15 protein-coding genes are annotated in these 15,451 nt (G+C 57.8%); 7 read left to right on the top strand and 8 right to left on the bottom strand.

What is annotated here, in order from left to right:
• Positions 1–6 precede the first annotated feature (6 nt).
• Positions 7–579, bottom strand: a complete 573-nt coding sequence (locus tag AC2FJW_RS14790; RefSeq protein WP_496697438.1) for a TetR/AcrR family transcriptional regulator — start codon at positions 577–579, stop codon at positions 7–9.
• Between the two features lie 99 nt (positions 580–678).
• Between AC2FJW_RS14790 and AC2FJW_RS14785 the strand changes: the two genes are divergently transcribed.
• Positions 679–1,245, top strand: a complete 567-nt coding sequence (locus AC2FJW_RS14785) for a carboxymuconolactone decarboxylase family protein (RefSeq protein WP_271950739.1) — start codon at positions 679–681, stop codon at positions 1,243–1,245.
• On the opposite strand, the gene recF is transcribed toward AC2FJW_RS14785, so the two are convergent.
• From recF to mutM, 6 genes are all read right to left on the bottom strand, one after another.
• The gene (gene recF, locus AC2FJW_RS14780; protein WP_496750470.1) at positions 1,242–2,336 is read right to left on the bottom strand and encodes a DNA replication/repair protein RecF; all 1,095 of its coding nucleotides are present in this window, start codon (positions 2,334–2,336) and stop codon (positions 1,242–1,244) included. The two genes, AC2FJW_RS14785 and recF, sit on opposite strands and share 4 nt — an antisense overlap.
• A gap of 39 nt (positions 2,337–2,375) precedes the next feature.
• Positions 2,376–3,497 carry a DNA polymerase III subunit beta gene (gene dnaN / locus AC2FJW_RS14775; RefSeq protein ID WP_496750469.1) on the bottom strand — a complete coding sequence of 374 codons (1,122 nt, stop codon included), beginning with the start codon at positions 3,495–3,497 and terminating at the stop codon, positions 2,376–2,378.
• Between the two features lie 227 nt (positions 3,498–3,724).
• Positions 3,725–5,110, bottom strand: a complete 1,386-nt coding sequence (dnaA, locus tag AC2FJW_RS14770; protein WP_496750468.1) for a chromosomal replication initiator protein DnaA — start codon at positions 5,108–5,110, stop codon at positions 3,725–3,727.
• Positions 5,111–5,659: 549 nt separating this feature from the next.
• The gene (gene rpsT, locus AC2FJW_RS14765; RefSeq protein ID WP_281973595.1) at positions 5,660–5,923 is read right to left on the bottom strand and encodes a 30S ribosomal protein S20; all 264 of its coding nucleotides are present in this window, start codon (positions 5,921–5,923) and stop codon (positions 5,660–5,662) included.
• Between the two features lie 227 nt (positions 5,924–6,150).
• Entirely contained in the window at positions 6,151–6,927 is a 777-nt protein-coding gene (gene acuK / locus AC2FJW_RS14760) for an acryloyl-CoA hydratase (protein WP_142638228.1), read from the bottom strand.
• A gap of 65 nt (positions 6,928–6,992) precedes the next feature.
• A complete protein-coding gene (gene mutM, locus AC2FJW_RS14755; protein ID WP_496750467.1) occupies positions 6,993–7,844 on the bottom strand; it encodes a bifunctional DNA-formamidopyrimidine glycosylase/DNA-(apurinic or apyrimidinic site) lyase in 852 nt (283 codons plus the stop codon).
• A gap of 86 nt (positions 7,845–7,930) precedes the next feature.
• Here mutM and ubiE point away from each other — a divergent pair, with 86 nt between their 5' ends.
• A complete protein-coding gene (gene ubiE / locus AC2FJW_RS14750) occupies positions 7,931–8,683 on the top strand; it encodes a bifunctional demethylmenaquinone methyltransferase/2-methoxy-6-polyprenyl-1,4-benzoquinol methylase UbiE (protein WP_496750466.1) in 753 nt (250 codons plus the stop codon).
• Positions 8,683–10,212 carry a 2-polyprenylphenol 6-hydroxylase gene (gene ubiB, locus AC2FJW_RS14745; RefSeq protein WP_282022492.1) on the top strand — a complete coding sequence of 510 codons (1,530 nt, stop codon included), beginning with the start codon at positions 8,683–8,685 and terminating at the stop codon, positions 10,210–10,212. The genes ubiE and ubiB overlap by 1 nt, the downstream gene beginning before the upstream one ends.
• A 97-nt stretch (positions 10,213–10,309) precedes the next feature.
• Here ubiB and AC2FJW_RS14740 read toward each other — a convergent pair whose 3' ends face one another.
• On the bottom strand, positions 10,310–11,485 hold the full coding sequence (locus tag AC2FJW_RS14740) for an acetyl-CoA C-acyltransferase family protein (protein ID WP_496750465.1): 1,176 nt from the start codon (positions 11,483–11,485) through the stop codon (positions 10,310–10,312).
• A 118-nt stretch (positions 11,486–11,603) separates the two neighbouring features.
• Between AC2FJW_RS14740 and AC2FJW_RS14735 the strand changes: the two genes are divergently transcribed.
• The 4 genes from AC2FJW_RS14735 (at position 11,604) to AC2FJW_RS14720 (ending at position 15,450) form a co-directional block, all read left to right on the top strand.
• Positions 11,604–12,167, top strand: coding sequence for a helix-turn-helix domain-containing protein (locus AC2FJW_RS14735; RefSeq protein ID WP_496750463.1), 564 nt, complete (start codon positions 11,604–11,606; stop codon positions 12,165–12,167).
• A 110-nt stretch (positions 12,168–12,277) separates the two neighbouring features.
• Positions 12,278–13,462, top strand: coding sequence for a glycine C-acetyltransferase (locus tag AC2FJW_RS14730; RefSeq protein WP_496750462.1), 1,185 nt, complete (start codon positions 12,278–12,280; stop codon positions 13,460–13,462).
• A gap of 14 nt (positions 13,463–13,476) precedes the next feature.
• Positions 13,477–14,505, top strand: a complete 1,029-nt coding sequence (tdh, locus tag AC2FJW_RS14725) for an L-threonine 3-dehydrogenase (protein WP_496750575.1) — start codon at positions 13,477–13,479, stop codon at positions 14,503–14,505.
• A gap of 63 nt (positions 14,506–14,568) precedes the next feature.
• Positions 14,569–15,450 carry a tryptophan 2,3-dioxygenase gene (locus AC2FJW_RS14720; protein ID WP_142638241.1) on the top strand — a complete coding sequence of 294 codons (882 nt, stop codon included), beginning with the start codon at positions 14,569–14,571 and terminating at the stop codon, positions 15,448–15,450.
• The last annotated feature ends 1 nt before the right edge of the window (position 15,451 follow it).

Raw genomic sequence — 15,451 nt, 5'->3', positions numbered from 1 at the left:
AGCCGATCAAAGCTGATCGAGGTCTGCGGCGATATCTGCGGCGATTTCCTTGGCGTTGACGTCGCTGCGTTCAGCGGACAATCGCAGGCCCAACAGGTCGGATTGATAGCGCGCCGCAAGCCGCTCTGGATCGTGGTCAGGACCGATCTCTCGGGCCTGTTGCGCCTGTCTAAACAGCGTTGCAAAACATTGCTTCATCTCAGCCATATGCCGGCTGGCTTTCTGCGCTAGCTGGTGATCCCTGGCCTGCAATTCGGCAAAGGTCTTGGCGAGCATACAGGCCTGCACCGGCGTTTGGCTGGAATCGATCACAATCTGCGGCTGCGTCTTTAACGCGGCCAGCGGCCCGATGTCTTCTGCCAGCGCTGTCAGCCGCGCTACACCGTCCTGCGTGTAACGTTCCAGCGCCAGCGCATAAAGCGCGTCTTTCGACCCAAAGGCCGCATAGAAACTGCCCGGTTTCAACTTCAGCTCGCGCTCCAGATCCTTCAACGACGTCCCGGCCCAGCCATGGCGCCAGAATATGTCGCGGGCCTGCGCGATCAGCGCGTCTCGGTCATAGGTAGGTTTGCGGGGCATCGACATCACCAATTCTTGAACGGTCACTCAAATATATACTTGAGTGATCACTCAAGAAAGACTATTTCCAACTCAGACATCAAAAAATGGAGCATCCACATGGCCGATTTCCCATCCCACGACCTGACCACCGCGCCCGAAGCATCCAAACCTTTGCTGGAAAAATCTCAGGCCGCGTTTGGCCGCCTGCCCGGCCTGCATAAGGTGATGGCCGAAAGCCCGCAGCATCTGGAAGGCTATCAGGTTCTGCACGGTCTCTTCATGCAGACCGATTTCGACAATGACGAAAAAACCGTCGTCTGGCAGACCATCAATGTCGAGAACGAGTGCCACTATTGCGTGCCGGCCCATACCGGCATCGCCAAGATGATGAAGGTGTCGGATGACATCACTGATGCCTTGCGCAACGAAACCGCGCTGCCCAATGCCAAGCTCGAGGCTCTGCGGACGTTCACTTTGCAAATGATGCAGTCCCGCGGCAATCCGACCGATGCGCAGCTGCAAGCCTTCTTTGACGCCGGGTATTCGCACCGTGCCGTGTTGGATGTGGTGCTGGGCCTGGCGCAAAAAACCATGTCGAACTACGTCAATCACATGGCACAAACCCCAGTTGACGAAGTAATGCGCGGCTTCTTGTGGGAACGTAAGGTCAGCGAACCGGCCTAATCGACGACCGAGCCCTCATCGCCTTCGGTGACAACCAGGGTCTGGGCCCGGTCCCCCAATTCCGCAAACAGTTCAGGCCCGGTGCCCGTCATCCAGGCCTGAGCGCCCAGCGCGCAAATCTCATCATAGAGCGCGGCGCGGCGCCCGGCATCCAGATGGGCGGCAACCTCATCCAGCAACACAATCGGCGGTGCCCCGATCATCCCGGCCAAAGCTCGCGCGTTGGACAGGATCAGCGAGACCAGCAGCGCCTTTTGCTCACCGGTCGAGCAATCCTTGGCCGGAACGCCCTTGGCGGCAAAGACGCCGTACAGGTCAGACCGGTGTGGCCCGACCAGTGTGCGCCCCGCCGCCAGATCGCGAAAGCGGCTTTCATTCAGCGCCTCACGCAGATCATCCGCCGTTTCCGGCATGGCACCTTCTGTTTGAACCAGCTCAAGATCAGCCGATGGAAAACCCGTTTCGGCCTGATCCTGTGCTGTGCGCAGATGATCCAGAGCGGCCATGCGCGCCACATGGATGCGATGCCCGGTTTCGGCCATCTGCCCTTCCAGCGCCGCGTACCAATGGGCATCGCGCACCTGCTCTTTCAGCAGCCGGTTTCGTTCGCGCATGGATTTTTCATAAATCAGGGATGCTTCGGCATGGGAGGGATCAAAGCTCAGCGCGATGCGATCGAGAAATCGCCGCCGCCCCTCAGCCCCCTCGATCCACAGCCGATCCATCGAAGGAATCAACCAGACAACCCGCGCCAGTTTACCCAGATCAATCTGACTGGCGGATTTGCCATCAATCCGAACCTGCCGCGCCGTGCCGCCTTCGGACCATGTCTCGATCTCGTAATGCTGTCCCTGCGCTTGCAGCAGACCGGATAGCTTCCAGCCCAGCGCCTCGGGCCGCCGCGTCATCTCGGCAGCACTGGCCCGCCGCATGCCACGGCCGGGTGAAAACATCGAAACAGCTTCAAGGATATTGGTCTTGCCCGCGCCGTTGGGTCCGTGAATGGCAACCGGACGGCCATCCAGCGACAGACGCGCCAGTTTGTGAGAGCGAAAATGCGAGACCGTCAGTTCGGTCAGGGCCAAAGTCATGACCCCTCTCTTTCCTCAGCGATCAGCCCCCAAAGCCAATCAGACACGCATCGGCATGACCACATAGACCGCGCTTAGGTCATTGCCTTCGCGCATCAGGGTCGGATCACCGGCGGAGTTGAACAGGAACACCGCGTTTTCGCGATCTACCTGAGAAGCAATTTCCAGCAGGTATTTTGCGTTGAAACCGATCTCGAGCCGTTCATCTGAATATGCGACGGCCAATTCTTCCTCGGCTGCACCGCTGTCCGGTGCATTGACGGAAAGAACCAGTTTATCTGTATCCAGCTGCAGCTTAACCGCGCGCGAACGTTCCGACGATACCGTCGCAACCCGGTCGACGGCCTGAGCAAACTCAGCCGCATCCACTTCCAGTTGCCGCGTATTGCCCTGCGGGATGACCCGTGTGTAGTCGGGGAATGTGCCGTCGATCACCTTCGAGGTCAGCGTGATATCCGGCGTTGCGAAACGCACCTTGGTTTCGCTGACGGAAACGGCGATATCCATCTCGTCATCGTCCAACAGCTTGCGCAACTCACCCACTGTTTTGCGCGGCACGATCACGCCGGGCATATCCGCAGCCCCATCCGGAAGGTCTGCGTCAATGCGCGCCAGACGGTGACCATCGGTGGCCACACAGCGCAGCACCTTGCCGCCTTCGGAGCCATCTGAAACATGCATATAGACGCCATTCAGATAGTACCGCGTCTCTTCGGTTGAGATGGCGAATTTCGATTTGTCGAACAAACGGCGCAGCAATGCTGCCGAAGCCGTAAAGTTCGACTGGTATTCCGATGAGGCCATAACTGGAAAATCTTCTTTCGGCAGAGTCGCCAGAGAGAAGTTCGATCGCCCGGCTTCAACCGTCAGACGACCTGCCGCACTGTCGGCGGTCAGGGTGACCAGCGCACCATCGGGCAGTTTGCGCACGATCTCGTGCAGGGTTGTGGCGGCAACCGTGGTGGCGCCGGCCTTTTCCACCTGCGCAGGGGCCTTGTCGACCACTTCGATATCCAGATCGGTGGCGCGGAACATGGCCTGACCGCCTTCGGCCTCGATCAGAACATTAGCAAGTATAGGGATCGTGTTGCGTCGTTCGACGACGGATTGGGCCTGGGAAACGGCCTTGAGAAGGGTGCCGCGTTCGATGCTGATCTTCATACCCTTAATTCCTCTGACTTGCGTGCCGAAAATGGGCGGGACTGGCACGTTAGCGCCTCCGCCCTGAGGCACAAGGATTTTTTATGGATTTCTGAGTCGGTTTGCCCGCAGGGTCAAGAGGCCCGTGACCCTGCGGGCACAGTTCATAGCCAACCGTGGACTATTGCGCACAAAAAAACGCCCCGGCCATCAGGATCCGGGGCGCCTGTTTAATGCCTAGAAGATACTCAGGCTTCCAGCGCGCGACGCAGCATTTCCACGTCTTCAGCGATTTGGCCATCGGTTGTCTTCAGTTCTTCGATGCGTTTGACGCCATGCATGACCGTGGTGTGATCGCGACCGCCAAACCGACGGCCAATCTCGGGCAAAGAGCGGCTGGTCAGCTGTTTGCACAGATACATCGCCACCTGACGTGGGCGGGCATAGGAGCGCAAACGCTTGGGGCCTATAATGTCGCTAAGGCGGATATTGTAATATTCTGACACTTTGCGCTGAATCTCTTCGACGGTAATCTTGCGTTCTGACGCGCGCAGCACGTCCGCCAGGCAATCCTGCGTCAGCTCCATGTCGATCTCGCGCCCGACAAGCGAGGCAAAGGCAAACAGCCGGGTCAAGGCCCCTTCCAAAACACGCACATTGGTCGAGATGCGATGGGCCAGGAATTCCAGCACACCATCTACGATAGTCACGTCAGGATAGGTGCGGCTGTATTGCTGAACCTTGGTTTGCAGGATGCCCAGACGCAGTTCGTAATCAGTGGGATGCAGATCGACGACCAGACCACATTGCAGGCGTGATTTCACACGGTCCTCCAGGTCCTTAATCTCGCCCGGGGCGCGGTCGGCCGAGATGATGATCTGTTTGTTCTGGTCTACCAGCGCGTTGAAGGTGTGAAAAAACTCTTCCTGAGTCGAATCCTTTCCAGCGATAAACTGGACGTCATCAACCATCAGCACATCGACAGAACGGAACAGGTGTTTGAAGTCCATCATCCGGCGTTCCCGCAGGGCCTGGACAAAGCGGTACATGAACTGTTCCGCCGACAGGTACAGAACATTCAATTCGGGATGTTTGGTCTTTAATTCCCAGGCGATGGCATGCATCAGGTGGGTTTTACCCAGGCCGACACCGCCATACAGAACCAGCGGGTTAAAAGTCACGGGGCCACCTTCGGACACACGACGCGCGGCGGCATGGGCCAGCTCGTTGGGCTTGCCGACCACAAAGCTGTCAAACGTGAAACGAGAATCCAACGGCGCCGCCTGCAGGGATTCCAACGCATCATTCGCGGTCGCGGATAGAGTCGGCGTATGCGCTTCCTGAACGCGGGCAGGCGCAGTTGCCACGTCGCTCGAAGGACGTACCGGAGAGTTCGCTGCCACTCGGAACGCGAGGCGCTGTACAGATTCTCCAGCGGTGTTCATCTCATACAGGATAAGATCCGCAAAATTCTGGCTCACATAATTGCCCATAAAGTTCGTCGGAACCGAGAACACCGCTACACCGTCCTGCAGCTCTTGGAATTCAAGAGGCTCGATCCAGGTGGTATAGTTGTTCTTTCCGATCGCCTTGAGCAGTTTGTTACGCAGTAGTCCCCATTTCTCTTGTGTCATTAAGCGCCTCACGCATCCCATTCTTTATTGGCCTGTCGGCCTTATTACTAAGCCCCGGTCGCCCGGATCACGATGTCACTCGCAAAAGGATACCCTGCGCCAAACCGCAGAAGTTTGGCGGGTTTGTCCCTGAAAGTCAGCACAATCCAAACTCGTGACATCCAGCACCTGAATATCCCGAAAAGCGGCCTGCGCTTCGCAATCTTATCTTTAGACAGGGCTCGGATCCTCGGTTACCCCAAGACCCTCAGCAGATCAGCAAACCGGTTTATCCGGATGCCAACATTCGTTCCTCGACCGCTCTGATGCCCGTCAGTACAATCGCAGGAACAGCCTGTCCCCCCAAGCGAGTGAATCGCTGTATCAGTGGTAACAAGAGGCCGACGTCTGCGGCAACGAAACTCTGATATTGACTCGGGTCTTTGTGCGAAAGAATCTCTCGGCAACGTGAAGACGCGGTATTCTGGCAACAGCAAAAGGGCGCCGCGATATGCGACGCCCTTCGGAATAGTTCAGCCATGCTTACGTGACCCTAGGTCACATAAAGACTCAGCCCAGCGATTTAACGCGGGCCGACAGGCGGGACATTTTGCGGGAGGCTGTGTTCTTGTGGAAGACGCCCTTTGTGACGCCGCGCATCAGTTCGGGCTGAGCTGCGCGCAGAGCAGCAGTTGCTGCGTCCTTGTCACCGGATGCGATTGCTTCTTCTACTTTGCGCAGATAGGTGCGGATACGCGAACGACGCGCTTTGTTAACGGCGAAACGCTTTTCGTTCTGACGAGCGCGTTTTTTTGCCTGGGGCGAATTTGCCATGTGTCTCTGACCTTTGTTCGGTACGGTTATGTAGTAAGCGCGCCACGGATATCCGCACCGGATCAGAATCACGAGTGTGAGTCGGGCCAAGCGGGCCGCACGCGCATGTATAGCGGCGGTGCATAGCCAAGTTTTCAGGCTTTGCCAAGCCGATTCTTCACTGCTGAACCGCGGGCAAGAAAAAGGCGGGCTCAGCCCGCCTGTTCGATACATATTTCGTGGCCGGTTTATTTGTCCCGGAATTGAGCCGAGCGTTTTTCCAGAAAGGCTGCCATGCCTTCTTTCTGGTCCTCGGTGGCGAACATCGAATGGAACACCCGGCGCTCGAACAACATACCTTCGCTCAACGGCACTTCATAGCTGCGGTTGACCGCCTCTTTTGCCGCCATGGTCGACAGTTGCGATTTCTCGGCAATTTTCTGGGCCACGCCAATGGCTTCTTCGATCAACTTCTTGGCCGGTACAATCCGGCTGACAAGACCAGAACGTTCAGCCTCTTCCGCGTCCATGAAGCGACCGGTCAGATTCATGTCCATCGATTTTGACTTGCCGACGAACCGGGTCAGACGTTGGCTGCCGCCCAGCCCTGCAATAACGCCCAGATTGATTTCAGGCTGGCCAAACTTGGCAGTATCGGCGGCAATGATGAAATCGCACAGCATCGCCAATTCACAGCCACCGCCTAGCGCATAACCCGCAACTGCTGCAATGATAGGTTTGCGGATGGCCGAGATACGATCGTTGGCCTCGGCAAACAGGTTGACAGTGAAGACGTCAACAAAGCTCATCTCGGACATTTCCTTGATGTCCGCACCTGCGGCAAAGGCCTTGTCCGAGCCGGTGATGACGACGCAGCGTACCTTGTCGTTTCCATCCGCCTCTTCCAACGCGGTGCACAATTCACCCAGCAACTGAGTGTTCAGCGCATTCATCGCATCGGGGCGGTTGAGTTTGATGAGGGCGACGTGGTCTTCGATTTCGACGATGATCGTCTCAAAAGCCATGAGTTAAAGCTTCCGGTTGTTCCGTTCAGGTACGATTCCTTACCACGCGAAAAACTTGGATCAAGCTATCTTTGGCATTGCACACAATAGAAGGATGAGCGACCGGACTGGGTGATTCTCTTGATTTCTGCCCCGCAACCCCCTGTCCGGCAGGGCGCACCCTCGCGCCCGTAGACATCAAAGCTGTGCTGAAAATATCCAAGTTCTCCATCGGCTTGCCGGAAATCCCGCAGCGACGATCCACCTGCCTCGATCGCCTCCTGTAGCACTTGACGGATGATCGGAACCAACGCGGCAACGCGGGTAGAAGAAATCTGTCCCGCTTTGCGACGTGGCGACACTCGACCCCGATACAGCGCTTCGCAGACGTAGATATTGCCCAGTCCTGCAACGATTCCCTGATCCAACAGCGCTGATTTGACCGGTGTGTTCTTGCCTTTGAACGCTTCGATCAGATGCTGTTCATGAAAATCATTGCCCAAAGGCTCCGGTCCCAGGACCGATAACAGCTTATGATGCTCGGCGGTTGCCGTAGGTAGCAGGTCCATCGCACCAAACCGACGTGGGTCATTGAAGGTGATCCGGGCACCATTGGCCATGTGGAACACCACATGGTCATGTTTCTCGGGCATGGGATGGGTATGCTCAAATTGGCCCAGCGGATCACCCGAGACCGTCATCCGCCCGGACATGCCCAGATGAATCAGTAACGTTTCGCCACTGCTAAGATCAGCTAGAATGTACTTGGACCGCCGCCGCAACCGATCGACCCGCTGGCCGGTCAGCCGTTCGGCCATCCGGTCAGGAAACGGCCAGCGCAAATCGGGGCGATTTACATCCGCCTGTTCGATCACGATACCTTCCATCGCCGGGGACAGGCCGCGTCTTACTGTCTCGACCTCGGGCAATTCGGGCATTTCCTGGCTCCTATTCCAAAGGGCCGCATTGTGCCCGGTTCTTATCGCCCTATAACAGAGGCGAAATTCGACAAACGGCAAGGCAAATGTCCGACAACAGCGACAAGACCACTCATTTCGGGTTCGAAACCGTGCGCGAGGCCGACAAGGCCGGGCGCGTGCAGGGCGTGTTCAACTCGGTCGCCTCAAAATACGATGTGATGAATGATGTCATGTCGATGGGCATTCACCGGATCTGGAAAGACGCAATGATGGACTGGCTGGCCCCACGCCCCGGTCAGCGCCTGCTGGACGTTGCGGGCGGCACCGGCGATATCTCGTTCCGGTTCCTGAAACGCGCAGGCAGCGGCCATGCAACTGTTTTGGACCTGACCGAGCCGATGCTGATCGAAGGCCGACAGCGGGCCGAGGCGGATCAGATGTCGGACAGTCTGAATTGGGTGGTGGGCGATGCGATGGCCCTACCGTTCGAAGATAACACCTTTGACGTCTACACGATCTCCTTCGGCATCCGAAACGTGACTCGCCCGCAAGAGGCATTGGACGAGGCCTACCGCGTATTGAAACCCGGCGGCCGCCTGATGGTTTTGGAATTCAGCCAGTTGCCCAATGACGGGCTGCAGAAACTCTATGACCTCTATAGTTTCAATGTCATCCCGCGCATGGGGAAACTGATCGCCAATGATTTTGACAGCTATCAGTATCTGGTCGAATCGATCCGTAATTTCCCGGATCAGGATACTTTCCTGAACATGGTCCGCACCGCCGGGTTCGACAACGCGAAATACCGTAACCTGACCATGGGCATTGCCGCGCTGCATTCCGGCTGGAAAATCTGATGCGCGGCCCTCACAATATCATCCGCTTGATCCGGACCGGCGCGACTCTGGAACGGACAGGTGCCATGAATGTCGTTCTGGACGCGTTCGAAGCACCACGTGCCCTGCGAGTTCTGGCCCACACCCTGGGCAAACCCTTTCAATGGCTGGGTTACAAAGGCGATCCGTCGATGCCCCCAGCCACCCGTGCCCTCACCGCCCTGGGACCTGCTTATATAAAATTCGGTCAGGTTCTGTCCACGCGGCCCGACGTGGTTGGAGACGAACTGGCCGAACAGCTACGCGTGCTGCAGGACAAACTACCCCCGTTCTCCAAGGCCGAGGCCATGGCCGAGGTCGAGAAAGAGCTTGGTCAACCCGTCGTCGAGATATTCGATGAGTTCAGCGAACCGATTGCGGCCGCCTCAATCGCCCAGGTCCATAAGGCCAAGTTGGTCAGCACAGGCGAGGATGTCGCCGTCAAGGTTTTGCGGCCGGGGATCGAACGTGCCTTCCGCAAGGATGTTGATGCGTTCTATTTTGCTGCCCGAATCGTGCAACTCTTCGCCCCCGGCGCGCGCCGCCTGCGCCCGATGGAAGTGATCGAACATTTCGACGGCGTCGTGCGTGGCGAGCTGGACTTGCGTCTGGAAAGCTCGGCTGCCTCGGAATATGCCGCTAACACCAAGGACGATGCCGGATTCTGGTTGCCCCCCGTGGTCTGGTCCCTGTCGGCGCGTCGGGTAATGACACTCAGCTGGGCAGATGGCATCCCGCTGGGCGACAATGGCGCACTGGATGCAGCCGGTCATGACCGCCGCGATCTGGCCGAACGCGTGCTGCGCCTGTTCCTGCTGCATGCTCTGCGCGACGGCTATTTCCACGCTGACATGCACCAGGGTAACCTAAAGGTCGCGGCAAATAGCGATATCATTGCCTATGACTATGGCATCATGGGCCATATCGACGAATACACGCGCCGAGTCTATGCCGAGATTCTCTTTGGCTTTATCCGCCGCGACTACAAGCGCGTGGCCGAGGTGCATTTCGAGGCCGGATATGTCCCTGCCAATCAGGACGTCGATGAATTCGCCCGTGCCCTGCGCGCGGTTGGAGAGCCGATCTTTGGTATGAACGCCACCCATATCTCAATGGGACGGTTGCTCAGCTATCTGTTCGAAGTCACTGAACGCTTCGGCATGGAAACCCGTACCGAGCTGATCCTGCTTCAGCGTACAATGGTTGTGGTCGAAGGCGTCGCGCGTTCACTCGACCCGCAAATGAACATCTGGGAAGTCGCCCGGCCCGTGGTCGAAGACTACATCAAACAATCCATCGGCCCCCGCGCCGCACTTCGCGATCTTGGCAAAACAGCAATGGTTCTGGCCCGGTTTGGTCCGCGGCTTCCAGCACTGGTGGAAAACGCATTGATTTCCCAAACCCAAAAGGATGAGCCGACCCGGTCGCGCCTATGGTCCGTTGCCTTGCCCGCCACCATTGGTGCCGCTACCGGCGCGGCGCTCGTCCTATTGCTGACAAGCTTCAGCTAAACCCAATCCCGCCCGCCTCATCCGGCCAAAAATACCTTCGGGGGAATTGCGCCACAGGCGCGATGAGGGCCAGACAGCCCCCCTGCTTGGTTCGGTTTCAGAGCAGCTCAAAGGCAATGGCGATGCCCTGACCGCCACCGATGCACATGGTGACCAAACCCTTGGACCCGCCCGTGCGCTCCAGCTCATATAGGGCTTTCAGCGTTATAATCGCACCGGTTGCACCCACCGGATGGCCCAGCGCAATCGCCCCGCCATTCGGATTTACCTTGGCGGCATCCAAGCCCAGCTCTTTGTTCACGGCCAACGCTTGCGCGGCAAAAGCTTCGTTGCTTTCGATCACATCGAAATCACCCAGCGTCAGGCCCGTCCGCGCCATCAGGTTCTGCACCGCAGGAACCGGACCAATGCCCATCACCTCGGGGCGTACGCCTGCGTGGCCATAGCCCAGAATGCGTGCCTTGGGTTTCAAGCCGACCTTTTCGGCCGCCTCCGCCGTGGCCAGTACCATCGCCGCCGCACCATCGTTGATGCCCGACGCGTTGCCCGCCGTCACCCGGCCATCCTTGCGGAAGGCAGGACGCAGCCCGGCCAGCGCTTCGGCGGATGTCTGTTTGGGATGTTCGTCGACCATGAAATCGACCATGTCGCGCTTGATCTTGACCTGAACCGGCGTGATCTGGTTTTGGAAATACCCCGCCTCCAGCGCAGCCGCCGCACGGGTTTGGCTGGCCATCGCGAATTCATCCATCTGCTCACGTGTGATCTGGTGCTCATCAGCAACGTTTTCCGCCGTAATGCCCATGTGGCCAGTGCCAAACGGGCAGTTCAACGCACCCAGCATCATATCCATCGAGGCGACATCGCCCATCTTTGCACCCCAACGGGCCTGTGGCACGATATAGGGGCTGCGCGACATGCTTTCGGCGCCACCAGCCACCGCGAATTCAGCATCGCCCAGCATCAGGGACTGTACGGCCGATACAATCGCCTGCGCACCGGACCCGCACAGGCGGTTCACGTTCATCGCGGGCGTCTCAACCGGAATACCGGCCTGTTTGGCCGCGGCGCGCGACAGGTACATGTCGCGTGGTTCGGTATTGATGACATGACCAAACACCACAGTGCCGATCTGCGCGGGTGCAACACCGGACCGTTCCAGCGCGGCTTCGGTCACAACGGTCGCTAGATCAATCGGCGCGGTCGAAGCCAATGCGCCACCAAATGTGCCAATCGCGGTGCGTGCACCATCAAGAATGACGATATCTTTCATGTCTCTTCTCCTCGTGGATTTGAGGGCACTATGCATCCGACCCTTGGGGCTGTCCCATGGGACGTACCGTCACAAGCGGAATTGACACAAGGCCCATAAATGCGCATGAGATTCCGTCATGACGGACAATACAGACGATATTCTGACACGCCTGCCCACCCGCCTGAAAGAGGCCCGCCGCGCTAAAGGCCTGTCACTTGAAGCGGTTGCCAATCTCAGCGGTGTGTCCAAATCCATGGTCAGCCAGATCGAACGCGGTGAAAGCAGCCCGACGATCTCGACCCTGTGGAACCTGACCCGCGCCCTGCAGGTGGACTTCGCAGGCCTGCTGGAAGAAACCAACGGCACCGATCAGATCGAAACCCTGCGCAGTGAAGAAGTGCCCAGCATCGACAATATGGGCCAGAATTGCCGCATCCGTATCCTCTCACCGCCCGAAGAGGCCGGAGGGCACGAGGTCTATGATATAAGCTTTGACAATGACGGCGCTCTGAACAGCCAGCCCCATGCGCGTGGCGCGCGCGAACAGCTAACGGTACTTGAAGGTGCGGTGCGCGTCACCTCGGGCAGTGCCGTCAGCGAACTGAACCAGGGCGACACCGCGCGATACGCGGCCGACGTTCTGCACTCAATTACTGCCAAGAAGCCAGCAAGGGTTTTCCTGATCGTCAAAAACGCCTGACACCGGCGCATTTCCGTCTTTACGGAAATTTTTCCTTCATACTGTAATTCCCCTATTTGGGAATTTCATCCGTTATGGTAGACATGCGACTCAGTTGAACGGAGATCGCCATGTCAGATGCATTCCTGTCCCATGTCACCGACACCCTCGTGCAGATCGAAGCGGAGGGTCTGTACAAGCGTGAACGAATGATCACCTCGCCCCAGGGCGGCGAAATTACTGTGGGCGACAGGCAGGTCATCAATCTGTGCGCCAACAATTATCTGGGTCTGGCCGATCATCCGGCACTGATCGCCGCCGCCAAAGACGCGATGGAGCCCAAAGGGTTCGGCATGGCCTCGGTCCGGTTTATTTGTGGCACACAGGACATTCACCGTGAGCTGGAACAGAAGCTGGCACAATTCCTGAATAAGGACGATGCGATCCTGTTTGCAGCCTGTTTTGATGCCAATGGAGGGCTGTTTGAGCCTTTGTTAGGGCCTGAAGATGCCATCATCTCGGACAGTCTGAACCATGCCTCAATCATCGACGGGGTACGGTTGTGCAAGGCCAAACGTTATCGTTATCTGAACAACGACATGAACGATCTGGAGGCCTGGCTGAAGCAGGCACGCGAGGACGGCGCGCGTCACATCATGATCGCGACAGACGGTGTGTTTTCGATGGATGGCTATCTGGCTAACTTGCCGAAAATCCGCGAACTGGCGGACAAATATGACGCCATTGTTATGGTCGATGACTGCCATGCCACCGGATTCATGGGTCCGAACGGGGCTGGTACACCGGATCATTTCGGTGTCGCTGTGGATATTCTGACGGGAACCTTGGGCAAGGCACTTGGGGGGGCAATCGGCGGTTATATCGCCGGGCCGCAGCCGGTGATCGACCTGCTGCGGCAGCGGGCGCGGCCCTATCTGTTCTCAAATTCGCTGCCGCCTTCAATCGTTGCTGCCGGGATCGAAGCCATCCGTCTGGTCGAAGAGGGCGACATGCTGCGCGCGCAACTGTTCGGCAACGCCAAATACTGGCGCGCGGGGCTGGAAGGCTTGGGCTTTGACCTGTTGCCCGGTGAACACCCGATCATCCCGGTAATGCTGGGTGAGGCCCAGCTGGCGCAGGACATGGCATCGCGGCTTTTTGACGAAGGCGTCTATGTCTCGGGCTTTTTCTTCCCGGTCGTCCCGCGCGGGCAGGCGCGGATCAGAACGCAAATGAATGCGGCCCTGACCCGGGATGAACTGGACCGTGCATTGGCCGCCTTTGGCAAGGTCGGCAAAGAACTGGGGATCATCTGATGCGACCCAACACGATGAAAGCGCTGGAAAAATCCAAACCCGGGGAAGGTCTGTGGATGGTCCAGGCCCCGGTGCCCGAAATTGGCCCGGATGAAGTGCTGATCCGCATCAACAAGACCGGCATCTGCGGCACCGATATCCACATCTGGAACTGGGACGACTGGGCCGCCGCCACGGTGCCCACCCCGATGATCACCGGCCATGAATTTGCCGGTGAAATCGTTGAGATCGGGCGCAACGTGACCGGGCTTGAGATCGGCCAGCGCTGCTCCGGCGAGGGGCACCTGATCACAACCGACAGCCGCCAAAGCCGCGCTGGCAAGTTCCATCTGGATCCCGGCACGCGCGGAATCGGCGTCAACGAACAGGGTGCCTTTGCGCAATACCTGAAACTACCTGCCTTCAACGTGGTGCCCCTGCCCGATGACATTCCCGACGAAATCGGAGCCATTCTCGACCCGTTGGGGAATGCCGTGCACACCGCACTCAGCTTTGATCTGCTGGGTGAGGATGTGCTGATCACCGGTGCAGGCCCCATCGGCATCATGGCCGCCGCCGTGGCCCGCCATGCAGGCGCGCGGCATGTGGTGATCACCGATATCAATCCGGACCGCTTGACGCTGGCTGCGCATGTTGTGCCAACATTGCGCCCTGTCGATGTGACCAAGGAAGATTTGCAGGACGTGATCGCCGAACTGGGCATGCAGCAGGGTTTTGACGTCGGGCTAGAGATGTCAGGTTCACAAATTGCACTGGACCAGATGGTCGAGGCACTGGTGATGGGCGGCAAGATCGCTCTGCTGGGCATCCCACCTGGAAAATCCCCCGTGGACTGGTCCCGCATCGTATTCAAGGCCATCACCATCAAAGGTGTCTATGGGCGCGAGATGTTCGAGACCTGGTATAAGATGATTGCCATGTTACAGAACGGTTTGGATGTCAGCCGAGTGATCACGCACCGTTTCAAGGTTGATGAATTCGCCAAGGGCTTTGGCGAGATGAAATCAGGTCGATCCGGCAAGGTTGTTCTGGATTGGACCTAACCCTCTGGCGTTAAACGGCTTCACCCCCTAAACAGGAGGGAACTCAGGTGTTTGGAGGCGCAGATGAGCGACAAGGACAACCGGTATCTTGAACGCGGGATCGAGGACACTCTAGTCACGGATTTCGCCGAAACCCACCGCAAGAGCTATGGCGACTTCCTGCAGCTCAAAACCCTACTGAATCTGCAAAAGACGTTTCAGGATCCCGCGCAACCAGATGAGATGCTGTTCATCATCATCCATCAGGTCAGCGAGCTGTGGCTGAAGCTGATGCATCACCAGCTGGTCGAAGTGCGCCGCTTTCTGCAAGAGGACGAATTTGGCCCGGCAATGAAGAATCTCGACCGGGTCAAAGCAATCCAGCGGCAGTTGATTTCCGCGTGGGAAACGCTTCTGACCATGACCCCCGCCGATTACATGACCTTTCGGCAAGCACTTGGCAGCTCCTCGGGATTTCAAAGCTATGGCTATCGTCAGATTGAATTCATTCTGGGCAACAAGGATGCCTCGACCCTGAAGGTTCATCAGCATGATCCCGAAGTCATGGAATTATTGGATGCCGCATTGACCAAGCCTTCGCTTTACGACGAAGTGCTGCACATGCTGGCCCGGCAAGGGTTTGACGTGCCTGATGACCTGCTGAACCGTGACTTTGCACAACCCTATTCCGGCGACCCGCGCGTGGTGAAAATCTGGGCTCAGGTGTTTCACAATACCGATCAGTATTGGGACCTCTATGCGCTGGCCGAAAAGCTGATGGACGTGGAATCCCTGTTCCAGCGCTGGCGGTTTGACCATGTCACCGCGGTCGAGCGAGTTATTGGCAACCAGCCGGGTACAGGCGGGTCCAGCGGTGTGTCGTTCCTGCGCAAAGCGCTGGACTTGCGGTTCTTTCACGATCTCTACGATGTGCGCACCGAATTGATGTATAGCGGGCAGGAGTAGG

Source organism: Ruegeria sp. CDSA020 (assembly GCF_059612345.1).
This window is presented reverse-complemented; position numbering and strand designations above follow the sequence as displayed.